Genomic DNA, 24,366 nt, shown 5'->3' on the forward strand with positions numbered 1-24,366 from the left:
GTTCCCCGGCCCGACCGGGACCGGCCGTCCGGCCCGGCTCAGATGAGGCCGAGCTCCTTGACGGCGGAGCGCTCCTCCTCCAGCTCGCGCACGCTGGCGTCGATGCGCTCGCGCGAGAAGGCGTCGATCTCCAGCCCCTGGATGATCTCGAACCGGCCGCCGGCCGCGCGGACCGGGAACGACGAGATGAGACCCTCGGGCACGCCGTAGGAGCCGTCGGAGACGACCGCGGCGGAGGTCCAGTCGGTGCCGTTGACCCAGTCGTACACGTGGTCGATCGCGGCGTTGGCGGCCGAGGCGGCCGAGGAGGCGCCGCGCGCCTCGATGATGGCCGCGCCGCGCTTGGCGACGGTCGGGATGAAGGTGTCCTTCAGCCACTCCTGGTCGACCTGCTCGGCCGCGATCTTGCCGCCGACCTCGGCGTGGAACAGGTCGGGGTACTGGGTGGCGGAGTGGTTGCCCCAGATCGTCATCTTCCTGATCTCGGTGACCGGCACCTGGAGCTTGGCCGCGAGCTGCGACAGCGCGCGGTTGTGGTCGAGGCGGGTCATCGCGGTGAACCGCTCGGCCGGCACGTCGGGGGCGTGCTGCTGGGCGATGAGCGCGTTGGTGTTGGCCGGGTTGCCCACCACCAGGACGCGGATGTCGTCGGCGGCGTGGTCGTTGATCGCCTTGCCCTGCGGGCCGAAGATGCCGCCGTTGGCGCCGAGCAGGTCGCCGCGCTCCATGCCGGCCTTGCGCGGCATGGCGCCGACCAGCAGCGCGACGTTGGCCCCGTCGAACGCGACGTCGGGGCTGTCGGTGATCTCGATCCCGGACAGCAGCGGGAACGCGCAGTCGTCCAGCTCCATCGCGGTGCCCTCGGCGGCCTTCACGGCGGCCGGGATCTCCAGCAGGCTGAGCTTGACCGGCACGTCGGCGCCGAGCAGCTGCCCCGACGCGATGCGGAACAGCAGTGCGTAGCCGATCTGGCCGGCGGCTCCGGTGACGGTCACCTTGACGGGCGCAGTGGCTGACGACGCCATGGCCTATCCCCTAACTCGCAGCGGAATGTTTGTCTGACGTTCGGGATGTTACCCGCTCGTCATCCGCAGGCTTCCATCGCGGGTTGCCCAAGCTCGGGTTCGAAGTCCACCTTGCCGAAATAGCGGGTCAGGAGGTCCTTCATCGCGCCGGTGCGGTAGAGGTCGGCGATGATGCCGTTGACCGCCTTGCAGGTGGCGGCGTCGCCGGGGCGGATGCCGACGCCGTAGCGCTCGTTGCTGAGCTTGGCGCCCAGGATCTTGTAGCGCTGGGGCTCCCGGTCGGCGAAGCCGGCCAGGATCAGGTCCTCGCCCGGCACCGCGTCCACCTTGTCGGAGCGCAGGTAGTCCATGCACTCGGCGTAGTTGTCCGCCACGACGGGCTTGACCTTCACGCGGTCCTGGACCTCGCCCACGGACGGGCTGTTGGGGGCGCACACCCGCTTGCCCGTCAGGTCGCCGAGCTTGTCGATGCCGCTGCCCGACCGGACCAGGATGTCGCGGTGCGCCAGGTAGTAGGGGCCGGCGAAGGCGCCGCGGTCTCGTTCGATCACGTACGTCGCCACGACCAGGTCGAGCTTGCCCTGGGCCAGCCCGGTCGGCCGGTCGTCCCTGCTGACCCGGACGAACGAGGTCTCCTTGGCGCCGAGCCCGGCCGCGAGCCGCCTGGCCAGCTCGATGTCGAAGCCGTCGAAGGCGTCGCCGTTCTGCAGCCCGACGCCCGGCAGGTCGCCCTTGACGCCGATGACGATCTTGCCGGTGGTGGCGACCTTGTCCACCACCGAGGCGAACGACGGCCCCTCGACCGGCGTCCTCGTCGGCGTGACCGGCTGCCGGAAGGCCAGCGGCCAGCCGTTCATGGCGGCGGTCATCGCGGCGGCGGCGACCAGCGTCAGCACCGCGCCGAAGGCCAGCCAGAGCCGCAGCCGGCGGCGGCGCGGCGGCGCGGGCTCGCCGGGCACGGGGTACGGGGACGGCGCGGACTCGGCCGGGCCGCCGTCGACCGGCTCCGCGCCCGGCGCGGCCGAGATCGCCAGCGGCCCCTGCCCGGCGCCGCCCCGCGCGCCCTGGCCGGTGGTGGAGCGGGAGCCCGGGCCGGTGGTGGAGTGAGCGCCCGGGCCGGTGGTGGAGTGAGCGCCCGGGCCGGTGGTCGAGTGGGAGCCGGAGGCGGCGGTGGCGTGGGCCCGCCCGCCGGTGGTGTCGCGCGCGTCCTCGGCCGCCGGCCCGAGCTGCCCCGCCCGGTCGTGCTCGGCGGACGTCCCCCGCTCGGCCTGGGCGAGGGAGGAGGCCGTGCCGCCCTGGTGGGTCGGCAGGTCGGTGACGGACTTCGCCGACACCCGGCTGAACGGCGTGGTGTCGTCGGTGGCGACCTGCGCGCCGCGCGTGAGCACCGCGGTGGAGGCGCCCACGTTGGTGGACTGCCCGAGCAGCCGCAGCAGGATCTGGTCGGCCGAGGGCCGCTCGGCGGCCGCCTTGGACAGCGCGGCGGCCACCACCCCGCGCAGCGGCTCCGGCAGCATGCCGACGTCCACCTCGTGGTTGAGGATGCGGTTGAGCACCGTCGCGATGGACTTGCCCTCGAAGGCGGTCTTGCCGGTCGCCGCGAAGGCGATGGTCGCGCCCCACGAGAAGACGTCGGTGTAGGGGCCGATGTCGTCGCCGGCGATCTGCTCGGGGGCCATGTAGGCGGGCGTGCCGATGGCCCGGCTGGTGATCGTGCCGGTGGAGTCGATGATGCGGGCGATGCCGAAGTCGACCACGCGCGGGCCGTCGGCGGCGATGAGCACGTTGTCCGGTTTGAAGTCGCGGTGCACGATCTGGGCGTGGTGGATGGCGGTGAGCGCGGTGGCGGTGCCGATCGCCAGCCGGTCGAGCGGCGTGCCGGACAGCGGCCCGTCGGTCTCGACGACCTCGCGCAGTGACCGGCCGTCGATGTACTCGCTGGCGATGTACGGCGTGTCGCCGTCGAGATCGGCCTCCATCACCCGCGCCGTGCAGAACGACGCCACCCGCTGCGCCGCCTTCAGCTCGCGGGCGAAACGCGAGCGGGCGATCGTGTCGCCGGAGAACTTCACGTGCAGCAGCTTGATCGCGGCTCGCTCGCCCTCGTCGTTGACGCCCAGGTAGACGATGCCTTGGCCGCCTTCGCCGACGCGTCCGGACAGCCGGAACGACCCCAGCTGAGTGGGATCGCCGGCCATCAGCGGCGCGATCTGCGGCATTCGTCTGTCCCCACGTTGACTCAAGCCCAACGAGGCAAACTTTACGACGCCCGGCAACTTCACAGGGAAGCGTTAACCGTTCGTGACGTCACGGTTTGCCGCAGCTTGTCACAAAAACGGGCATTCTACCGAGTAAGCAAACCCTTGCATCGAGGCCACTTCCCGGCCAGGCTCGGGATCATGGAGCGTCCCTACGACATCGTGCTCTTCGGCGCCACCGGCTTCACCGGGGCGCTGACCGCCGCGTACCTGGCCTCGGCCGCGCCGCCCGGCACGCGCTGGGCGGTGGCCGGGCGCGACCGGGCCAAGCTGGAGCGACTGGGGCTCGGCGTGCCCGTCCTGCTCGCCGACGCGGCCGACCGCGCCGCGCTCGCCGACCTCGCGGCGCGCACCCGTGTCCTCGCCACCACGGTCGGCCCGTACATCACGCACGGCGGGCCCCTGGTGGCCGCCTGCGCCGAGGCCGGCACCCACTACGTGGACCTGACCGGCGAGCCCGAGTTCGTCGACCGCACGTACCTGCTGCACCACGACCTGGCGGCCCGCACCGGGGCCAAGCTCGTGCACGCCTGCGGCTTCGACTCCGTCCCGTGGGACCTCGGCGTGCTGCACACGGTCGGCAAGCTGCCCGAGGGCGTCCCGCTGACCGTCAGCGGCTTCCTGCGGGTGAACGGCCGGCCGTCCGGCGGCACGCTGTCCACCGTCCTCACCGTCGCGGGCCGGGCCAGGCAGGCGGCCGAGGCCGCGGCACGCCGCCGGGCCGTCGAGCCGCGCCCCAAGGGCCGCCGGATCAGCTCCCGTCCCGGCGGGCCGCGGTACGTGGGCGGCTGGGCGCTACCGATGCCCACGCTCGACCCGCTCATCGTCGGCCGCTCGGCCCGCCTGCTCGACCGCTACGGCCCGGACTTCACCTACCGCCAGCACTTCGCGGTCCGCACCCTGCCGCGGGCCCTGGCGGTGGCGGGCGGCGCGGGGGCCCTCGCGGCCGCGGCGACGCTCCCGCCGGTCCGCGGCCTCCTCCGCGGCCGGCTGCGTCCCGGCGCGGGCCCGTCGCCGGAGCAGCGGGCCAGGAGCTGGTTCCGGGTGACGTTCCTCGGCGAGGGCGGGGGCGAGCGCGTGGTCACGGAGGTCGCGGGCGGCGACCCCGGCTACGACGAGACCGCCAAGATGCTCGGCGAGTCGGCCCTCTGCCTGGCCTTCGACGACCTGCCGGACCGCGCGGGCCAGCTCACCACGGCTGCCGCGATGGGCCAGGCCCTCATCGACCGCCTGGTGCGCGCGGGCATCACCTTCAGCACCCGGTCCTGACGAGGGCCTGGCGTCACCCGCACGGCAGCCGCTGCCGCTCCTCCGGGGCGGCCGGCAGCTCCGCCTCCGTGGGCCCGAGCCAGGTCTCCGCCTCGACCACCAGCGTCACTCCGCGCTCCGCGACCGCCGGGCAGTCCACGACCGACAGCGTGACCTCCAGCGTCAGCGAGGAGCCGGGGCCGACGGTCTCCGGGAGCCGGCCCGGCGCGCCGGCGCTCTCCAGCTCGTAGGCGTCGTCGCGCGGCACGGCGACGCCGGTGACCGTGAGGGGGAGCCAGCCGTCGTTGACGACGACGCGGGTGACGGTGAGCCGCAGCGCCTCGGGCCGGCCGAACGCGTCCCTGATCACGTCCGTGCCGGGGATGCCGTCGCGGTCCACCCGCAGGCGGGGCGTGACCGCGCCGCTCACCCAGACCGCGGCCACCAGCGCCAGCGCGAGCCCGGCCAGGAACCAGCGACCATAGGCGAATCCACGCGTCATTCCCGCGCCGTGATCCAGCCGCAACCACACATCGTCGGAAATCACACCAGCCCCTCCGCTCAGCGAAGCGGCATTCTGCTACTTTTCCGGGCGTGGCGAAAGACATTTATCGGTGTTAGTCGGATTAGTCATTCTTTGCGGGGTCGTGATCCCGATAGCGGGCGCGTCGGCGAACTCCCCGCTGCACCGCAAGGACGCCGAGCGGTACGCCCGCCGCCAATCGGCGCTCATCACCCCCGCCAACGGCACCGCCATTCTGCGCTACCTCCAGGTCACCCGGCGATGGCGGTGGATGGGCGCCGCCGGGGGCCTGGCGCTGCTGCCGCTCGCCGGCGCCCCCGGGTCGTCGTCCCTGGGCCCCTACCTCCCGCTCACGGGCTGGCTGCTCGGCGCCCTGGCCGGCGAGCTCGCGCTCGGCCGGCACCGCTCGGGGCGGCGGAGGCCGCTGGGCCTGCGGATCCTCCCTCCGGTGCTCACCGTGACCTGGACGAGCTGCGCCCTCTTCGCCTGCGGCACCGCCGTGAGCGCCCTTGTGGCGGCGCCGGGGTCCTGGCCGGCGGCGGTGGCGGCGCTCGTCGTCGTGGCCGCCGTGCAGGCGACCGTGCGCGGCCTTCACAGGTGGCCGGTGCCGCAGGGGCCGGCGGACCTGGTCGGGGCCGAGCTGGGCACGCGGTCCAGGTCCGCGCGCTCGATGGTCGCGGCGGGGTCGGCCGTGGCCGTGTGGACCTCGGCGTACGCGAGCCCTGACCGGACGCCCCCGGAGCTCTGGCTGCTGGCCGGCGGCCTGCTGCCGGTCCTCGGCTGGATCATGAGCGCGGTCCCTCACCAGGTACGGACGTCGGCCAGGAGGTCGGCGTGGCGGCCCGTCGCCACGGGCCTGGCGCTGGGCGGCGCCGCGCTGGCCACCACCCTGGCCTTCGGCCCGCTGGACGCCCTCCCCCGCGTCGCCGGGCCGCGCCCCGCCGCGCACCTCGCGCAGGCCGTCCCCTTCGCCCGCGTGCTGAACGGCAGATGGACCCTGATCACCGGCGGCCAGGCGTTCCGGATGAACCGGGCGGCCAACGCCGTGCCCGGCGCGCACCATCGCGCGCCCTTCGCCTTCAGCGGCGACGGGCGCACCGTCGTCTACCTGGACGACGCCACCCACAGCCTGGTCGTGCACGGCCTGGCGACGCCCGAACCGCCGCGCGCGCTCACCGGCCCGCTGACCGGCCTCGCCCCGCCCGAGGTGATGCTGTCACGCGACGGCCGGCAAGCGGTCGTCGGCACGAAGCCGACCGGCGCGAAGCTGATCGGCACGAAGCTGATCGACACGGCGCCGACCGGCATGGAGCTGATCGACACCGCCACCGGCGCCCGCGTGCCCCTGCCCGGCGCGCGGCGGGTGCTCGGCGTCGGCCCCGGCGGCGTGGTGGCCGCCACCGCTCCGCGCGCGCTCCCCGGCAGCCGCCCGGCCCGTGCCGAGCTGCTCACGTTCGACCTGCGGGGATCGGTGCGGGCGCGGGCGCCGTTCGACCCCGCGCTGGAGGCGCTGCTCACCCCCGACGGACGCGACCTGGTCGCGCTCAGCGAGGACGAGGTGCTGACGCTGGACCCGCGCGACGGCAAGGTGCGCCGGCGGGCCGGGCTGCGCCTGCCGGAGCACGACGGCGCCGCCGAGGCCCTGGGCTGGCACGCCGATGGCCGGCTGCTGGTGCGGATCTCCGGCTCCGACGACTCCTACCACCTGGTCGACCCGCGGACGGGCCGGGCCCGCCCGCTGGGCGACGTGCTGCCAGGGGAGCCGCTCGGCCTGGCGTTCGGCGTGTCCCGCTGACTCCGGCGGGGCCGTCAGTAGGGCAGGGCCCAGGTGGCGAAGGTCTTGCGCAGGTACGGGTTCTTGAACTTCGGGTACGCCACCGTGCCGGCGTCGCCGTCGGAGGTGTAGCGCATGTCCGGGTTCTTGTTGAGCCAGTCCAGCCAGGCGTCCGAGCAGAACTGGGCGCAGTCGCCCTTCTTCTCCATCACCTTGATGCGCGGGATGCCGCTCGCGTTGAAGGCCTTGCTGAACGGCGCCGGCGCGGGCGTGTAGCCGGCGAGGAACGCGCCCGTGTGGTTGTAGCCCTTGCCGCGCAGCGCCCACTCCGGCTTCTTCGGCTGGTTGCCGTACGGCAGCGCGATGGTGGTGGGCTTCACCGACGACAGCGAGGTGATCTCCCTGCCGATCGAGCCGATCTGCTCCTCGACCTCCTTCTGCGAACGGCCCCGCAGGTTGATGTGGTCGCGGGTGTGGTTGCCGAGGTCGAAGCCGTTGTCCTTCAGCCACTGCAGCGTCTGCGCCTGCTCCTCGCGGCCGATCTTGCCGAACATGTCGCGCGTGACGTACATCGTGGCGACCGGGCGGAAGCCCGGGTGCCGCGCGGCGACCTCCTTGAGTATGGCCACCGCCGTGTCCTTCTGCGGCACGCCGACCTCGTTGAGCGTGAGCTGCGAGGGCGAGGAGTCGTCGAAGGTCAGGACCACGGGATGCTTGCCCGCCGGAATGTCGATCTTGCCGGCCACCATCTCGGCGGCGGTGATCGGCACGTAGTTCTCCTTGACCAGCCGCTCCAGGTCGGCGCGGAACTGCGCCGGCGAGCGGTCGTCGGTCGTGGCCGGCTTGACCACGATGCGGTGGAACATCAGCACCGGGATCTGGCCGAGCTCGTTGGCCTTGGCCCTGGCGGCGCGCTGGATCTTGGCGGCCTTGCTCGCCTTGGCCTTGGCGGCCGCGTCGCTCTTGCTGTCCGCCATCTTGACGGTGTTGGCGGGCTGCGAGTCGCACCCCGTCGTCAGGATCGTCGCGGCGGCAAGCACCCCCAATCCCCCTAGAACACGCAGTCGCATTCGAACCCCCCGAGACGCGTACGACTGTTACGAGGGGGCTCTTACCCAACTGATCAACTGCGCCACGCCGCGTGACCGTCAAGACATGGGAAAGGGGCCGCCCGCGGGCGGCCCCTCGCCGGATGAGGGATGAGGTCTTCAGCCCATCTTCTTCTTGAGGTTCTCGTCCAGCGCGCCCAGGAAGTCCTGGGTGGTCAGCCACTCGGCGTCGCCGCCGACCAGCAGCGCCAGGTCCTTGGTCATCTGGCCGCCCTCGACGGTCTCGACGCAGACCCGCTCCAGGGTGTTGGCGAACTCGGTGACCGCGGGCGTGTTGTCCAGCTTGCCGCGGTGGGCCAGGCCGCGGGTCCACGCGAAGATCGAGGCGATCGGGTTGGTGGAGGTCGGCTTGCCCTGCTGGTGCTGGCGGTAGTGGCGGGTGACCGTGCCGTGCGCGGCCTCGGCCTCGACGGTGCGGCCGTCGGGGGTCATGAGCACCGAGGTCATCAGGCCGAGCGAGCCGAAGCCCTGCGCGACCGTGTCGGACTGCACGTCGCCGTCGTAGTTCTTGGCGGCCCAGACGTAGCCGCCCTCCCACTTGAGCGCCGCGGCGACCATGTCGTCGATGAGACGGTGCTCGTAGGTGAGGCCGGCCTGCTCGAAGTCGGCCTTGAACTCGCTCTCGAAGACCTCGGCGAAGATGTCCTTGAAGCGGCCGTCGTAGGCCTTGAGGATGGTGTTCTTCGTCGAGAGGTAGACGGGGAAGTTGCGCGAGAGGCCGTAGCGGAAGGACGCGCGGGCGAAGTCGCGGATCGACTCGTCCAGGTTGTACATCGCCAGGGCGACGCCGGCGCCGGGGAAGTCGTAGACGTCCAGCTCGATCGGCTCGGAGCCGTCCTTCGGCGTGTACGTCAGCGTCAGCGTGCCCTCGCCAGGGATCTTCAGGTCGGTGGCGCGGTACTGGTCGCCGAAGGCGTGCCGGCCGACCACGATCGGCTTGGTCCAGCCCGGGACGAGCCGCGGCACGTTCGACATGATGATGGGCTCGCGGAAGATCACGCCGCCGAGGATGTTGCGGATGGTCCCGTTGGGGGACTTCCACATCTTCTTGAGACCGAACTCCTCGACCCGCGCCTCGTCCGGGGTGATGGTGGCGCACTTCACACCGACGCCGTACTGCTTGATCGCGTTGGCGGCGTCGATGGTGACCTGGTCGTCCGTCGCGTCTCGGTGCTCGATGCCGAGGTCGTAGTACTTCAGGTCGACGTCGAGGTAGGGAAGGATCAGCTGGTCCTTGATGAACTGCCAGATGATCCGGGTCATCTCGTCGCCGTCAAGCTCGACGACCGGACCCTCCACCTTGATCTTGGGCATGCGAATGGTTCCCCTTCGATGAATGGATGCGTTGAGGCTATCGGACGGCCAGGTCATCGGGCGAAAAGGGACAGGATCGTTGCCTTGAGCTGGTCGTTGTCCAGCAGCAGCGAGGTCAGGACCAGCACGAAGCCGAAGACGGCCAGCGTGGTGACGTCGGTCCTCTTGCTCCTGATCGCGAGCTGGCCGGCGTAGCCGGCGAAACGCAGCGCGGCGGCGATCATGATGACCGCCCCCAGCGCGAATCCGCCCCAGCGCGGATCCACCACGAAGATCACGGACACGCCGACGGCCGCACCCGCCAGGATCAGCGGGTACGGCCCCCAGCTCTCGGTTCCTTTGTCACTCAACGCTCGTGCTCACTGTCGCATTCGCTACGGGCCTGCGTTGGCATCGTTCCTCGCGCTCTCCGGCCCAGGCTCATCGCTCGTCGATCGGCTTCCACTTTTGGTCGGTCTCGCCGATGTACTCGCTGTCCGGGCGGATGAGGCGGTTGTCGGCGTGCTGCTCGATGACATGCGCCGTCCAGCCGGACATGCGGCTGATCGAGAAGACCGGCGTGAACAGGTCGGTCGGGATGCCGAGGTAGTGGTAGACCGAAGCGGCGTAGAAGTCGACGTTCGGGTAGAGGCCCTTGGTGTCGAGGACGACCTCTTCCATCTCCTTGGACATCCGGTAGTACGTGTCGTCGCCGGTGGCCTCGGCCAGCTCGGCGGACATCCTGCGCAGGTGGGTGGCGCGCGGGTCCTCGGTCTTGTAGACGCGGTGGCCGAAGCCCATGATCTTCTCGCCCTTGGCGAGCTTGTCGCGGACGGCCTGCGCCACGCCGTCCGGCGGGATCGACTCCAGCGTCTTCATGACCTGCTCGTTCGCGCCGCCGTGCAGCGGGCCCTTGAGGGTGCCGATGGCGGCGACGATGGCGGAGTGCATGTCCGACAGCGTCGCGGCGCACACCCGGGCGGCGAACGTGGAGGCGTTCATGGTGTGGTCGGCGTGCAGCACCAGGCACTCGTCGAAGATCTCGACCTCGCGCGGGCCGGGCCGGCGGCCGGTGACCTGGAGCAGGAAGTTGGCCGCGATGCTCAGCTCGGGGTCGGCGTCGGGGACGCTGCCGCCGGTGCGGGCGGCGTGGTAGCGGGCGACGAGCACGGGCTGCTGCGCGGTGAGCCGGGCGGCCTTGCGCAGGTTGGCGTCGGGGGCGATGGAGTCCTTGTCGGGGTCGTCGGCGGCCGACAGCGAGACGAGGGAGCGCAGCGCCTCCATGGGTTTCTGCTTCTCGGCGATCTCGGCGATGTTCGCCGCGACCAGCGGCCCGAGCTCACGCCCTGCCGCCAGCTCCTCGCCGTAGGCGGCGAGCTCGGCGCGGGTGGGCAGCTTGCCGCGTTGGAGCAGGTGCGCGGTCTCTTCGAACGTGGCGCGGCCGGCCAGATCGTGGATGTCGTATCCGCGATAGAAGAGGCGACCGGCCTTTCCGTCAATGTCGCTCAGCGCTGTGGACGCGGCTACGACATCGGCCAGACCTTTCGTGGGCTTGTCCGCCATGAGTGCTTCCTCCGCTTATCTTCCTCCGAAGTCTACCCGTGAGCAGGTAAAACCGTCCGCGAAGGTCCAGACCAATTTCACCGGCGATTCTCCTTTCGGCAAAGGAGATTCCGCATCCCCTCGTTTGGGTAAGCCGGAGCTGTAGTAATAGTTACGGCGGGCTACCTGGGGAGGAACTGCCGTGGAGGGGCCGTTCATACGCATCGAGGACACCGGTGAGGTGATCCCGTTGCGCCCCGAGATCACGACGGTCGGAAGAGGGCGGGGTGTCGACATCCGGCTCACCGATCCCAGCGTGTCTCGACTCCATGCCGAGTTCGTCAGACGAGGACCCTACCTGTACGTCGTGGACCTGGGCTTGTCCAGGAACGGCACGCGGGTGAACGGCAGGCCGATCGCCCGGAGGGTCCTTGACGACGGTGACGTCGTCTCGTTCGGCGCGGCGCGGGGTCGCATCGGTGGAGTCCCCCGTGAGGACTTCACCCCCGAGGTCGAGCTGCGCAGGGCGGCGGCGCCCGAGCTGACCAGGCGCGAGGTCGACGTGCTGACCTCGCTCTGCCGGCCGGCGCTGTCCGACGAGGCGTTCGTCGCCCCGGCGACCGCACGCGAGATCGCCGACGACCTGGTCGTGACCGAAGCCGCGGTCAAGCAGCATCTGCTGCGGCTGTACCAGAAGTTCCGCATCCCGGAGGGCACCAACCGGCGCACCCGCCTCGCCAACGAGGTCGTGGCGCTCGGGCTGGTCCGCCCGACCCCCGTGGTTCCCCCACAGCGGTCCTCGGGAGCTCCCGCCGAGCAGCCTTCGGCGGCGGGGCGCAGGGCTTCGTAACCGGCCGGATCGCGACCGGGGCTACGGCGAGGGGTTCCGGCAGCGTCGGAGCCTGGACAACACCGTGCGGAACAGCGCGGATCAGAGCAGCGGCGAGCGCCGCGCACCGGATCTCGGTGAGATCCGGTGACGGCCGCCCACCGCGCTCGTCGCAGGTCAGGAAACGGGCCGGCGACGCGCGTGAGCGCAGCACGCTCGCGGACGCGTCGCCCGTACGTTCTCAGATGACCCGGAATCCGTTGCTGGGCCGGCTGGTCCTGTTGGCCCGGTCCACCGCGACCGCGTAGTAGTGGTCGCCGCGCTTGCCGTCCGGGTCGGTCCACCGGATCTGCCGGTCTCCCGGCACGACCGCGACCAGGTTGCTGGCGTCGGCGAAGTCGTCCGCGGAAGCGTGCCCGGCGAAGCGGAACAGCGCGAACAGGAACGGCTCGTCGCGGCCCGTGGCCACGGCCCGCACCTCGACGCCGCCGCCCGGGCGGCGCAGCGCGTAGGCGACCACCGGGCGGCGCGGCGGCTCGCCGCCGGCCAGCCGGGGCAGCACGGGCGCGAGCGCGGGCCGCTGGTAGTGGTCGTTGACCGCGGTCGAGATCGAGCCGATGCGGTCGACCTTGACGTCGTTGGCGTTGTACCAGATGTCGCCGCTGATCTCGGGGTGCTCGCGGTTGAGCGTCAGGTGCCTGGACAGCTCGTTCGGCACCTGCCACTCGGCGGCCTGCGCGGGGTCGCCCGCCTTGTACGCGGCCTGCCCGATCCACAGCAGCGTCCTGGTGCCGCTCGCCACGTCCGACCACCAGGGGACGAGCTTGGAGTAGTCGGCGGGCGGCTGGCCGATGTACCAGTAGAGCTGCGGCGCGATGTAGTCGAGCCAGCCCTTCTTGACCCAGCCGCGGGTGTCGGCGTGCAGGTTGTCGTAGGACTGGCCGCCGTTGGTCTCCGAGCCGAGCGGGTCGGTGGCCTTGTTGCGCCAGATGCCGGACGGGCTGATGCCCCAGGCGATCTCCGGCTTGGCCGCCAGCACGCGCTGCTGCATCTCCTGCACCATCAGGTCGACGTTGTTGCGCCGCCAGGAGGCGAGGTCGGGGAAGCCGGCGCCGTACTGGGCGAAGGCGGCGCTGTCGTCGAAGGCCGTGGTGTTGGTCGGGTAGAAGTAGTCGTCGAAGTGCAGGCCGTCGATGTCGTAGCGGGTGACCGCGTCCATCATGGCGTCCTGGCAGAACTTGCGGACCTCGGGCAGGCCGGGGTTGTAGTAGAGCTTGCCGCCGAACGGCAGGATCCACTCGGGGTGCTTGCGGCCGGGGTGGTCGGGGTGCAGCTTGGCGGGGTCGGCCTGCATGGAGACCCGGTAGGGGTTGAACCAGGCGTGGAAGGCCAGGCCGCGCTTGTGCGTCTCCTCGACGGCGAAGCCGAGCGGGTCGTAGCCGGGGTCCTGGCCCTGGGTGCCGGTGAGGTACTGCGACCACGGCTCGAACGGGGACGGCCAGAAGGCGTCGGCCGTGGGCCTGATCTGCACGAACACCGAGTTCAGCTTGCGCTGCTGCGCCACGTCCAGCCAGGCCAGGTACTCGGCCTTCTGCTGCTCGGCGGTCAGGCCGGGCTTGGAGGGCCAGTTGATGTTGACGACGGACGCGATCCACATGCCGCGCATCTCGTGCAGCGGGGGGACGTACGCGGCTGCGGTCTCGGGCCCGGTCTCGGGCTCGGTCTCGGTCTCGGCGAACGCGGGCATCGGCACCGCCGTGGCGGCGGCCGCGAGAGCGAGACCCTTCAGGAGAGTCCTTCTGCTCGGCATGGGGGGTGGCCTCTCGGAAGTGGTTGTATCAGAGGCGACGATGACAGAAAATTACCTTCAGATCAACAAGTGTGAAGGAAAATGCCGATGAGCCGTGACCTGTACAGACTGGCGCTTGCGGTGCTGCATCCGGGGTTCGAGGGGACCTCCGCCCCCGACTGGCTGCGCCGCGCGCTGGGCGAGGGTCTCGGCGGCGTCGTGCTGTTCGCCCGCAACGCCATCGGGGCGGAGCTCGTCCGGGAGCTCCGCGCGGAGAACCCCGGCGTCGTCGTCGCCATCGACGAGGAGGGCGGCACGGTCACCCGGCTGGAAGTCCGCTCCGGCAGCTCCTTTCCCGGCAACAGGGCGCTGGGCGTGGTGGACGACGCCGATCTTACCGAGCGGGTGGGCCGGCAGATCGGCAGGATGCTCGCGGAGCTGGACATCACCCTCGACTACGCGCCCTCCGTCGATGTCAACGCGAACCCCGCCAACCCGGTCATCGGGGTCCGCTCGTTCGGCCCGGAACCGGACCTGGTCGCCCGGCACGGGGCCGCGTTCGTCCGCGGGGTGCAGGGCGCGGGCGTGGCCGCCTGCGCCAAGCACTTCCCCGGCCACGGCGACACCGTCACCGACTCCCACCTGGCGCTGCCGACCGTGGCCGCCTCCCGTGAGGAGCTGCTGGCCCGCGACCTCCCGCCGTTCCGGGCCGTGATCGACGCCGGGGTGCGGGCCGTCATGACCGGCCACCTGCTCGTGCCCGCGCTCGACCCGGACGCGCCGGCGACGCTCAGCCGCGCCGCGCTGACCGATCTCCTCAGGGACGAGCTCGGCTTCGGCGGCATGGTCGTCACCGACGCCATCGAGATGCGGGCGGTGGCCGCGATGGCCTCCCCCGGCGAGATCGCGGTGCGGGCGCTCGCCGCCGGCGCGGACGCGATCTGCGTCGGCGTCGTCACCGAGGACGGCCTGCGCGAGCTCACCGGCGCCGTGGTGGCGGCCGTGCGCGACGGCGTCCTGCCCGAGGACCGGCTGGCCGAGGCCGCCGGACGGGTGCGAGCACTGTCCGACTGGTACGCCGCCCGCGCCGGCCTGCGCGAGCGGGCACGCGCCGACCTCGACCCCGGCGCCGGCCTGGAGGCCGCCCGCGCCGCGCTCACCACGACCGGCACCGCCGCGCTCGACCGGGCGCCGCTGGTCGTCGAGGTCAACACCCGCCTCAGCCAGGCCGTCGACCCCGGCACGCCGACCGGCATCACCGCCGCCCTGGCCGCCCTGCTGCCCAACACCGACCTGGTCCGCATGGAGCCCGGCGGCGAGCTGCCCGACCTCGGCGGGCCGCGCGCCGACCGGCCGCTCGTGCTGGTCGTCCACGACGCCGCCCGGCACGCCTGGGTACGGGACACCGTCGAGAAGGCGGTCGCCGCCCGGCCGGACACGATCGTCGTCGACACCGGCATCCCCGGGCCGCCGGCCGGGGCCGCGCACGTCGCCACGCACGGCATCTCCCGCGTCTCCGCGCAGGCGGCGGCGGAATGGCTGACCCGGTGAACGGCGCCGAGCAGGCCAACCCCGTCGCCGCCGTCCGGGCCGTGCTGCCCTCGCTCACCCCGGCGGCGCAGGCCATCGCGCGCATCATCCTCGACGACCCCGGGCTCGTCGTGCGCAGCACGATCACCGAGTTCAGCGCGGTGTCGGGCACCAGCGAGGCCACGATCGTGCGGACCGCGCGGGCGCTGGGGTTCGGCGGGTACTCCCAGATGCGCTTCGCCCTCGCCGCCGCCGTCGCCAAGGAGCCGGAACGCCTCGTCCCCGGCGACCTCGCGCCCGACGACCCGCTGACCGACGTGATCGCCAAGGTCGCGCGGGCCGAGTCCGAAGCGCTCGCCGACACCGCCGCCCAGCTCGACCCCGACCGGCTCGGCGAGGTCGTCTCGGCGATCGCGGCGGCCCGGCGGGTGGACGTGTACGGGGTGGCGGCCTCCGGGCTGGTCGCCGCGGACATGTCGCAGAAGCTGCTGCGCATCGGGCTGTCCAGCCACCCCTTCAGCGACGCCCACCTGGCGCTGACCAGCGCCGCCCTGCTCAAGGACGGGGACGTGGCGGTCGCGATCAGCTGCAGCGGGGAGACGCCGGACGTGCTCGTGCCCGCCCGCACCGCCTCCGAGGCGGGGGCGATGGTCGTCGGGATCACCAACAACCCGCGGTCGTCGCTGGCCGAGCTGGCCGATCACACGCTGGTGTCGGCGGGACGCGAGACCGCCTTCCGGCCGGGGGCGCTGGCTAGCCGGATCAGCCAGCTGCTGATCGTGGACTGCATCTTCGTGGGGCTGGCGCAGCGGACGTACGACACGGCGGACGCCGCCATCCGCGCCACCCGCGACGCCACCGACCGCTACCGCGCCCGCTGACCCTCCCACCAGGGCTTCCCGTCCACCCGGAAGAGCCGTCCCCCTCGCACGCCACCCAGCCCCCACCCGAAGACTGACCCCCCGTTCGGCCACCTGAGGACGGGCAGCCGACGGGACGGCCGCTCCCGCCCTCGCCCGAAGACGGACACCCCTTCCGCCACCTGAGGACGGGCAGCCAGCCGAACGGCCGCTCCCACCTCCGCCCGAAGACGGACACCCCTTCTCCGCCACCTGAGGACGAGCAGCCAGCGGAACGGCCGCTCCCACCCCCGCCTGAAGACAGGCAGCCGGAGGGGACGGCCCCCTCCCCCGACCTGAGGACGGGCAGCCGAAGGGACGACCACCCCTGCCGTCTGAAGAGCGGCAGCCGGCCCTCTTCCTGCCTGAGGGCGGGCAGCGGGATGCGGCGGCCACTCCCTCGCGCGCCCGCCCTGGCGCGGTCCGGGGTGGGGACAAGGAGGCGAGGTGGCCCCGATCCGGGCGGCCGTCGCCAACAGCGCCGGCCGCAGTTCCCGCCCCGCCCGCGCGAGGCTCGTCCAGTACGTCTACCGGCAGACCCAGCGGGCCCGGGGGCACGGGGGGACGGGGTCCCGGGGCACGGGGTCCCGGGGGACGGGGTCCCGAAGTCCCGGGGGACGGGGTCCCGGGGGGCGGGGGGACGGGGGCGCGGGGAGCGGCCGACGGCCCGTCCTGGCCGGCGGATCCGCGCGCCCGTGCTGAGCGGCGCCCCGTTGCGGACCGGTTTACCGCGCGGCGTCCAGGACGGCCTTCTCGGCGGCCTCGACGACGTTGGACAGCAGCAGCGCGCGGGTCATCGGCCCGACTCCGCCCGGGTTGGGCGTGAGGAACCCGGCGACCTCCTCGACGTCCGGCGCCACGTCACCGGCGATCTTGCCGTCGACCCGGGAGACCCCGACGTCGAGCACGGCCGCGCCCGGCTTGACCATGTCGGCCTTGATCAGCTCGGGCACCCCGGCCGCCGCCACGACGATGTCGGCCCGGCGGGTGTGCGCGGCGAGGTCGTGGGTGCCGGTGTGGCAGAGGGTGACGGTGGCGTTCTCGCTGCGGCGGGTCAGCAGGAGGCCCAGCGAGCGGCCCACGGTGATGCCGCGGCCCACCACGACGACCTCCGCGCCCTTGATCGGGACGCCGTACTCCTGCAGCAGCAGCACGATGCCGTGCGGGGTGCACGGGAGCGGGGCCTCGACCATGTGGACGAGACGGCCGAGGTTGACCGGGTGGAGGCCGTCGGCGTCCTTGGCCGGGTCCATGCGCTCCAGCAGGGCCATCGTGTCGAGCTGCTTCGGGAGGGGGAGCTGGACGATGTAGCCGGTGCACTCGGGGGAGGCGTTCAGCTCGTCGATGGCCGACTCGACCTCGGCCTGGGTGGCGGTGGCCGGCAGGTCGACGCGGATGGAGGCGATGCCCACCTCGGCACAGTCGCGGTGCTTGCCCGCCACATAGATCTGGCTGCCGGGGTCGTCGCCGACCAGGATGGTGCCGAGGCCCGGCGTGACGCCGCGTTCCTTGAGCGCGGCCACCCGTGCCGTGAGGTCTGCCTTGATCTTGGCGGCGGTCGCCTTGCCGTCGAGTTTCACTGCGCTCATGCGGCAATCCTTCCATGCCGGCTCCCGCCCCGGGCACATCCGCTCCCCTCGACGCCCGCGCCCTGATCCTTCCGCGGCCCTTGCGCGGCCTTGCGCGGCCCTTGCGCGGCCTTGCGCGGCCCTTCCGCCGGGCCGGGAACCGCTTCTCCTCCTTCTCGAAGCGCTCCCGGCCGGTTATCCACAGATCGCAGGCAGTCGCATCGCGTTGTCCACAGGCGGGGGATGACATCGTTGTCATGCCTTCGCCGAGGGCCTAGTGTTACGGGCGCCGCCACCCGGAGGTCCACGCTCCACCCGGAGGTCCCCCTTGCCTTCCCGCCGCCTGCTGTCCGCCGAGTCGACCGACCTGTTCGTGGGCTCACCGGAGACTCCTCGCCAGGTCCTGCGCGTCACCCTCGCCGCCCAGGCCGGCCGCGAGGCCCGCCTTGAGCTGCGCGGCGACGGCGTCCGCCTGGCCGCCGAGCCGGTCGCCGTCCCCGCCGACGCCGCCGGCGTCCTGGAGGTGCCGCTGGAGGTCGCCGTCCCGCCCGGCACGGCCGTTCCCTGCCTGCTCACACTGAGCGGCGACGACGGCGACGGCGACGGCGGCGCGGAGCCCGAGTCCCTGGAGGTCACGGTCACGGCCGAGGAGCCGGGCTGGACCATGCACCTGATCTCCCACTTCCACTACGACCCCGTGTGGTGGAACACCCAGGCCGCCTACACCGGCCCGTGGGAGCTGCTGTCCGCCGACGCCACCACCCGCCCGCTCTGGGAGCACAACGCGTTCGCGCTGGTGGAGGCGCACATCGAGCTGGCCCTGCGCGACCCCGACTACCGCTTCGTGCTGGCCGAGGTCGACTATCTCAAGCCGTTCTTCGACACCCGTCCCGAGCGCCGCGCCGACCTTCGCGCCCTGCTGGCCGAGGGCCGCGCCGAGCTGGTCGGCGGCACCTACAACGAGCCCAACACCAACCTCACCGGCGCCGAGACCACGATCCGCAACCTCGTCCTCGGCATCGGCTACCAGCGCGACATCCTGGGCGGCGACCCGCGCACCGCCTGGCAGCTCGACGTGTTCGGGCACGACCCGCAGTTCCCCGGCCAGCTCGCGGCGGCCGGGCTGACCGGCAGCGCGTGGGCGCGCGGCCCGTTCCACCAATGGGGGCCGATCAGCAAGAACTTCCGGGAGGCGAAGAAGGACGCCGCCCTCATGCAGTTCCCGAGCGAGTTCGAGTGGATCTCGCCGTCCGGCCGGGGCGTGCTCACCCACTACATGCCCGCCCACTACTCGGCGGGCTGGTGGATGGACTCCGCGCCCACCCTCGAGGACGCCTGCCAGGCGGTCTACGACCTCTACCGCGCGCTGCGGCCGGTGGCCGCGACCAAGCACGTCCTGCTGCCGGTCGGCACCGACTACACCCCGCCCAACAAGTGGGTGACCGACGTGCACCGCGCCTGGGCCGCCCGCTATGTCTGGCCCAGGTTCGTCTGCGCCACGCCCCGCGACTTCCTGGACGCCGTGCGCGCCGAGCTGACCCACCTCAGCCCGCAGACCCGCGACATGAACCCGGTCTACACCGGCAAGGACGTCTCCTACATCGACACCAAGCAGGCCCAGCGGGCGGCCGAGGTGGCCGCGCTCGACGCCGAGCGGCTGTCGGCGCTCGCGGCGGCGCTCGGCCTCGGCCGCTACCCGCACACCGCCCTCGACAAGGTGTGGCGGCAGCTCGCCTACGGGGCGCACCACGACGCGATCACCGGGTCCGAGTCCGACCAGGTCTACATCGACCTGCTGACGGGGTGGCGGGAGGCGTACGACCTGGCCGCGGCGGCCCGCGACGCCGCCCTCGACGCCCTCACCGGCCGGATCGGGCTGCGGGAGCCGAGCGTCGTGGTGACCAACACCTTGTCGTTCGCCCGTGACGGCCTGGTGCGGGTGTCCCTGCCGCCGGGGCACACGGTGGCCGATCCGGTGACGGGGGCCGAGCCGCCCGCCGTCGCCGAGCACGGCACGCTGACCTTCCTGGCGCGGGACGTCCCGTCGCTGGGCTGGCGGGCGTACGCGGTGGTCGAGGGCTCGCCCGCCGGCTGGCGTCCCGCGCGGTCCTCGGGCGACACCGTCGTCCGCAACGAACGCTGGAGCGTGACGGCCGACCCGGCCCGCGGCGGCGCCCTGACCTCGATCCTCGACCGGGTCACCGGCCGCGAGCTGCTCACCGGCCTGGGCAACGAGCTGCGCCTCTACCACGAATATCCGACACATCCCGACATGGGGGAGGGCCCTTGGCACCTCATCCCCACCGGCGAGGTCACCGGCTCCGGCGACGGGGCCGCGGTGGCCGTACGCGCCGAGGAGAGCCCGCTCGGCAGCCGCCTCGTCGTCACCGGCCAGGTCGGCGAGGTCGCCTACGAGCAGGTCGTCACCCTGCTCGCCGGCTCCGACCGCATCGAGTTCACCACCCGCGTCCTCGACCACACGGGCGCCGACCGGCTGCTGCGGGTGCGGTTCCCGGCCCGGGTGGAGGGCGCGCTGCCGGTGTCGGACGTGTCGGGCGCGGTGGTGGGCCGCGGCTTCGCGCTGCCCGACGTCGACGCGGCCGAGCACCCGTGGACGCTCGACAACCCGGCCAACACCTGGTTCGGCCTGTCCGCCACGGCCAAGGTCGACCTGGGTGAGGCAGGGGCGCGGGCGCTCGGCGTGGCCGAGGTCGTGGTGCCCGCACCCGCCGACGCGCCGGGGGCCCGCGACCTGGTGGTGGCCCTGGCGCGGGCGGGCGTGACGGCGACGACGTCCGCTGCCGCCGGCACCCGGTACGGCTGGCTGGACGTCGACTCCAACCTGCCCGACGTGCGCATCGTCCTGGGCGGCCCCGACACCAACCCGCTGGCCGCCGAACTCCTCGCCGCGGCCGACCCGGTCTACCTCGACGCGCTCAAGTCCGGGGCGTCCCGCGTCTGGGTCCCGGCCGAGCGGCCGCTCACCGAGGTCTGGCGGCCCAGCGCCGACCTGCGCGACCTGCGTGCCCTGCCCGCCCTGATCGTCGCCGGCCCGGTCGAGGACCTGGTGGCCGACCTCGCCGACGCCACGATCGAGGCCGTGTGCCCGCTGGGCGCCGAACACCTCGACCCGCGCACGGTGGCCCTCCTCGCCTACGGCCTGCCCGGCTTCGCCGTGGACCCGTCGGGGGCGCTGCACCTGTCGCTGATGCGGTCCTGCACCGGCTGGCCCTCGGGCATCTGGCTCGACCCGCCGCGCCGCACCGCGCCCGACGGCTCCGGCTTCCAGCTCCAGCACTGGACGCACGAGTTCTCGTACGCGCTGGTGGCGGGCGACGGCGACTGGCGCGCCCTGCACCTGCCCGCCCAGGCTCAGGAGCACATCACCCCCCTGCTCCCCCGTCTCCTCCCGCCGCAGCCCGGCCCCTTCCCCGCCACCCACTCCCTCCTGACGATCGCTCCAGCGCGCGACGTCCTCCTGAACACCCTCAAGGCCACCGGCAACCCGCACGCCCACGGCCGCACCGCCCCCACGGCCCCGCCCTCCGGCCTCACCCTCCGCCTGACCGAGTCCACGGGCCTCGGCACCCGCGTCGAGCTCGACTCCCCCGTCCTCCCCCTCACTTCTCTCACCCACGCCGACCTGCTCGAACACCCCCGATCCCCCGCGGACGACCTGACCCTGACCGGCTTCGAGATCGCCACCTACCTGACCCCCGCCCCACCCCCCGACCCGACCGCCCTCGACCTGCTGCCGGAACTCGGCACCACGGTCGAGCAGGCCCAGCCCGTCTACAGCCGCTACTGGCTGCACAACAAGGGCCCGGCCCCTCTCGGCTACCTGCCGATCTCCGTCACGCTCACCCCTGGCCTCGTCCCCGACCCCGCCGAGCCGTTCGAGGTGGAGGTGGTCGTCTCCTCCCACCTGACCGCCGACGCCCACGAGGGCGTGGTGGACGTCCGCGTCCCGGACGGCTGGACCGCCGTCCCGTCCCAGCGCCCGTTCCGCCTCGCCCCCTGCGGCCATGTCCGCTTCCCGGTCACCGTCACGCCGCCGCCGTCCCCCGCCACCGGTCTGCACTTCGTCGCCGCCCGGACCACCGCCGGCGGCCAGACCATCGAGGACGTCACCACCGTCGCGATCGGCGCGAACCTCCCCGAACTCCCCGTTCCGGGGCCGCCGCCCGCCACGGGCATCGCCGTCCGCGGCACCACCGCCGGCGAGGCACGCCCCACGGGCCTGTCCGTCACCCTTCCCGCGGACAGCCTGCGCCTGCGACCCGGCGATCGCACCGCCCTCACCCTCCGGCTGCGCAACTCCACCGCCGACGAGATCCGCGGCGAGGCCCAGCTCGCCTCGCCCTGGGGCACCTGGTCCCTCCTCCCACAGGTCGTGCAGGGCTTCACGGTGGCGTCCGGCGAGGCCGTCGAGGTGTCGTTCCCGGTCGAGGTCCCGGAGGACGCACCGGCCGGTCACGCCTGGGCCCTGGCCAAGGTCATGTGGTTCGGCCGCTGCCAGTACACCCCGGCGGTCCGTCTGGAGGTGACCCGATGACCTCCCACCGCACCACCACCGGCCCGCACCCTTCCGCGGCCGGCGACCGCACCCGCGCAGGCGCGGCCTTCGCGCCCGGTCTCGGCCCGGTGATCGGCTGGGTCGACGGCCGGCCCGTCCCGTACGCGCTTCTTGAGCAGCGCGTCGCCGGCCTCCGGAAGGGCCCGCTCAGCGCCGCCCTGCCCAGACCCGGCACCGCCGAGGCCCGCCAGCTGGCCAGGTGGCAGACCCAGGTCATCCTCACGGAAGTCCTCTGCGAGACGACCGCCAAGGCCCTGGGCCTGTCCCCCGTCGACGGTCCGCCGCTGGACCGCCTGGCGGCCGTCGAGCTGGGCTCGATCAACGCCGCCGCCTACAACGGCAGCCCGTGGGTGCGGGCCCTGTTCGAGCACCTCGCCGCGGAAGCCACCATCCCCGCGGAGTGGCGGCCCCGCCAGTCGTCCCGCCCCAGCACAGCCACCCACTTCGTCCGTCACCGCCTGTTCCCCGACCGGACGTCCGCCGCCCGCGCGACCCTCCACGACCTCGCTCCCCTCGGCGACGTGGACCTCGCCTCACTCCCGACCGCGCTGGCCGAGGCGATCGCCCACCACCCCGAAGGCGCCCTCATCGGCCCCGTCCAGGACGCCCTGGGCTGGCACGTGGCCGCCGCCACCCGAAGCCGCCAACCCCGTTCCCCACGCACCACCGAGTCGCCCCCGGCCACCCACCCCTCAGCTCAAGAAAAAGAAGGAGAAGCCGCCCAGCCGATGTCGAACCGACCACAGCGACCACATGCCGCTGCTCGACCCTCGCCCACCGACCTTCTGCAGGCCGCGCGCAGGCGGACGTTCGCCCGCCGGCTCGACGAGCTGCGTGCCGCGAAGCTCGACCTCGTGCCCGGACTGGAACACCCTGGCGACCCCCGTCAGCCCGACAACCACCACAAACACTGATGAACCACGTACTCGCCATCGACATCGGAGGGACCAAGCTCGCCGCCGCCCTGGTGGACGAGGAAGGGTCCGCGTCGCGCTCCGGCACCCGGCCCACGCCGCGTACGGACGTCATGGCCGCCCTGGCGTCGCTCATCGAGGAGGTGACCGACGGCGGGCCGCCCGCGCAGGCCGTCGGCATCGGCTGCGCCGGGCCGCTCGACCTGGCCACCGGCACCGTGAGCCCGGTCAACATGCCGAGCTGGCGCGGCTTCCCGGTGCGCGACGAGGTGCAGAAGCTGACCGAGCTGCCCACCGTGCTGGCGGGCGACGCGCAGTGCTTCGCGCTCGGCGAGCACTGGCTCGGAGCGGGACGCGGCAGCACGTCGTTGCTCGGGATCGTCGTCTCGACCGGGATCGGCGGCGGCCTGGTGATCGACGGCGCCCCGCTCCTCGGACCCACCGGAAACGCCGGTCATGTCGGGCACATGAGCATCGACGTGAACGGCGAACGCTGCACCTGCGGCGGACGCGGCTGCGTCGAGCACTACGCCAGCGGCCCCAACCTCACGCGCTGGGCACTGGAGAACGGCTGGTCCCCGGCCGCCGGAGCGGACAAGGCGGACGCCCGCCTGCTCGCCGAGGCCGCCGCCGCCGGCGAGCCGGTGGCGGTGGCGGCGTTCGAACGCGGTGGCCGGGCCCTGGCCGGGATGATCGCCTCCACGGTGGCGGCGGTCGAGGTCACCACGGTGGTCGTGGGGGGAGGTGTGTCGGCGGCGGGCAAGGTGTTGTTCGAGCCGCTGGCGAGGGCGCTCGACGACATCGCGGGGTTCGCCTTCGTCCGGGCGGTTGAGATCAAGCAGAGCACCCTCGGCGTCCGCGCCTCCCTGGCAGGAGCGGCCAACCTGGCCTGGCAAGCCACCACCGCCTGACGGCAGGCTCCCGCCCCGGCACAACGCCGGCCGCCCCGAACCCGGGCGCCAGGCACCGCCGTTCGACCACCGCCAGGTGGAGGGGTGACGCTGCACCGCTACCAGGCGAAGCGGTGCAGCCCGAGCGCTACCAGGTGAGCTGGTGAAGCCCGACCGCTACCAGGTGAGGCGGGGGCAGCGGCCGGCCGCTACGAGCTTGGGCGGGGCCGCCGGACCGTCGCCAAGTGGGGCGAGCGCCGCCCGACCCTCGCCGGATGGGGCGGGAGGGCCGGTGACCGGCGGCATCCGCGGAGGAGTCAGGGCCCTCCGTCCGACGGCCGTTCCCGAGCCGAGGGCCGACGCCGACCGCTCGACGAGCACTTCGAACCGTAGGGAGGGGCCGCCTTCCGCCCGACGGTCACATGCAGGCAGGCGTAAGGAGCGAGAGAGACACCTGCCGCTCAACGGCCCGCTACGCGCAGGCGGAGGCAGCGACGTCTCCCGGCCGCCCCACAGCCCCACGCGCGCACAGGCAGGGACGAGGGGATGGGACCCGCCGATCGCCGCTCCTCGTCTCATGAAGGGCGGGTGGTGCGGCG

General features: G+C 73.0%; 17 protein-coding genes. 8 read left to right on the forward strand and 9 right to left on the reverse strand.

Annotated elements, in window-relative coordinates:
* Positions 1 to 38: 38 nt before the first annotated feature.
* Together MF672_RS47435 and MF672_RS47440 are read right to left on the reverse strand one after the other, a co-directional pair.
* Positions 39 to 1,025: a malate dehydrogenase gene (locus tag MF672_RS47435; protein ID WP_242373830.1), complete on the reverse strand. Its 987-nt coding sequence runs from the start codon at positions 1,023 to 1,025 to the stop codon at positions 39 to 41.
* A gap of 59 nt (positions 1,026 to 1,084) precedes the next feature.
* Positions 1,085 to 3,244, reverse strand: coding sequence for a serine/threonine-protein kinase (locus MF672_RS47440; RefSeq protein WP_247815795.1), 2,160 nt, complete (start codon positions 3,242 to 3,244; stop codon positions 1,085 to 1,087).
* A 180-nt stretch (positions 3,245 to 3,424) separates the two neighbouring features.
* On the opposite strand from MF672_RS47440, the gene MF672_RS47445 reads away from it, so the two are divergent.
* Positions 3,425 to 4,552 (forward strand): saccharopine dehydrogenase family protein, encoded by a 1,128-nt coding sequence (locus tag MF672_RS47445; RefSeq protein ID WP_242378957.1) that lies wholly within the window; start codon positions 3,425 to 3,427, stop codon positions 4,550 to 4,552.
* 13 nt (positions 4,553 to 4,565) lie between these two features.
* Here the strand turns inward: MF672_RS47445 and MF672_RS47450 are convergent, their stop codons facing one another.
* Positions 4,566 to 5,033 carry a hypothetical protein gene (locus MF672_RS47450; protein WP_242378959.1) on the reverse strand — a complete coding sequence of 156 codons (468 nt, stop codon included), beginning with the start codon at positions 5,031 to 5,033 and terminating at the stop codon, positions 4,566 to 4,568.
* Between the two features lie 145 nt (positions 5,034 to 5,178).
* Between MF672_RS47450 and MF672_RS47455 the strand changes: the two genes are divergently transcribed.
* A complete protein-coding gene (locus MF672_RS47455) occupies positions 5,179 to 6,849 on the forward strand; it encodes a hypothetical protein (protein WP_242378961.1) in 1,671 nt (556 codons plus the stop codon).
* A gap of 14 nt (positions 6,850 to 6,863) precedes the next feature.
* Here MF672_RS47455 and MF672_RS47460 read toward each other — a convergent pair whose 3' ends face one another.
* The 4 genes from MF672_RS47460 to MF672_RS47475 form a co-directional block, all read right to left on the reverse strand.
* Complete coding sequence (locus MF672_RS47460) at positions 6,864 to 7,868, reverse strand: polysaccharide deacetylase family protein (protein WP_242378964.1); 1,005 nt, start codon at positions 7,866 to 7,868, stop codon at positions 6,864 to 6,866.
* Between the two features lie 168 nt (positions 7,869 to 8,036).
* Entirely contained in the window at positions 8,037 to 9,251 is a 1,215-nt protein-coding gene (locus MF672_RS47465) for an NADP-dependent isocitrate dehydrogenase (protein WP_242378967.1), read from the reverse strand.
* Positions 9,252 to 9,304: 53 nt separating this feature from the next.
* The gene (locus MF672_RS47470) at positions 9,305 to 9,601 is read right to left on the reverse strand and encodes a DUF3017 domain-containing protein (RefSeq protein WP_242378971.1); all 297 of its coding nucleotides are present in this window, start codon (positions 9,599 to 9,601) and stop codon (positions 9,305 to 9,307) included.
* Between the two features lie 70 nt (positions 9,602 to 9,671).
* Positions 9,672 to 10,793: a citrate/2-methylcitrate synthase gene (locus MF672_RS47475; protein WP_242378977.1), complete on the reverse strand. Its 1,122-nt coding sequence runs from the start codon at positions 10,791 to 10,793 to the stop codon at positions 9,672 to 9,674.
* 181 nt (positions 10,794 to 10,974) lie between these two features.
* On the opposite strand from MF672_RS47475, the gene MF672_RS47480 reads away from it, so the two are divergent.
* Complete coding sequence (locus MF672_RS47480; protein ID WP_242378990.1) at positions 10,975 to 11,622, forward strand: FHA domain-containing protein; 648 nt, start codon at positions 10,975 to 10,977, stop codon at positions 11,620 to 11,622.
* A gap of 220 nt (positions 11,623 to 11,842) precedes the next feature.
* Here the strand turns inward: MF672_RS47480 and MF672_RS47485 are convergent, their stop codons facing one another.
* Positions 11,843 to 13,411 (reverse strand): glycoside hydrolase family 10-like protein, encoded by a 1,569-nt coding sequence (locus MF672_RS47485; protein WP_242378992.1) that lies wholly within the window; start codon positions 13,409 to 13,411, stop codon positions 11,843 to 11,845.
* 87 nt (positions 13,412 to 13,498) lie between these two features.
* Here MF672_RS47485 and MF672_RS47490 point away from each other — a divergent pair, with 87 nt between their 5' ends.
* Together MF672_RS47490 and MF672_RS47495 are read left to right on the forward strand one after the other, a co-directional pair.
* Positions 13,499 to 14,941, forward strand: a complete 1,443-nt coding sequence (locus MF672_RS47490; protein WP_242378995.1) for a glycoside hydrolase family 3 protein — start codon at positions 13,499 to 13,501, stop codon at positions 14,939 to 14,941.
* Positions 14,926 to 15,801: a MurR/RpiR family transcriptional regulator gene (locus MF672_RS47495; protein WP_242378998.1), complete on the forward strand. Its 876-nt coding sequence runs from the start codon at positions 14,926 to 14,928 to the stop codon at positions 15,799 to 15,801. Before MF672_RS47490 ends, MF672_RS47495 begins: the two co-directional genes overlap by 16 nt.
* Positions 15,802 to 16,544: 743 nt before the next feature.
* Here MF672_RS47495 and MF672_RS47500 read toward each other — a convergent pair.
* Positions 16,545 to 17,408 (reverse strand): bifunctional methylenetetrahydrofolate dehydrogenase/methenyltetrahydrofolate cyclohydrolase, encoded by an 864-nt coding sequence (locus MF672_RS47500; protein ID WP_242379001.1) that lies wholly within the window; start codon positions 17,406 to 17,408, stop codon positions 16,545 to 16,547.
* Between the two features lie 307 nt (positions 17,409 to 17,715).
* Here MF672_RS47500 and MF672_RS47505 point away from each other — a divergent pair, with 307 nt between their 5' ends.
* The 3 genes from MF672_RS47505 to MF672_RS47515 are packed head-to-tail and all read left to right on the forward strand — an operon-like array spanning position 17,716 to position 23,788.
* Positions 17,716 to 21,942, forward strand: coding sequence for a glycoside hydrolase family 38 N-terminal domain-containing protein (locus tag MF672_RS47505; RefSeq protein WP_242379002.1), 4,227 nt, complete (start codon positions 17,716 to 17,718; stop codon positions 21,940 to 21,942).
* A complete protein-coding gene (locus MF672_RS47510) occupies positions 21,939 to 22,877 on the forward strand; it encodes a DUF7158 domain-containing protein (RefSeq protein ID WP_242379003.1) in 939 nt (312 codons plus the stop codon). The genes MF672_RS47505 and MF672_RS47510 overlap by 4 nt, the downstream gene beginning before the upstream one ends.
* A complete protein-coding gene (locus MF672_RS47515) occupies positions 22,877 to 23,788 on the forward strand; it encodes an ROK family protein (RefSeq protein ID WP_242379005.1) in 912 nt (303 codons plus the stop codon). The genes MF672_RS47510 and MF672_RS47515 overlap by 1 nt, the downstream gene beginning before the upstream one ends.
* Positions 23,789 to 24,366: the final 578 nt, after the last annotated feature.

This window comes from Actinomadura luzonensis, assembly GCF_022664455.2.
GTDB lineage: Bacteria > Actinomycetota > Actinomycetes > Streptosporangiales > Streptosporangiaceae > Nonomuraea > Nonomuraea luzonensis.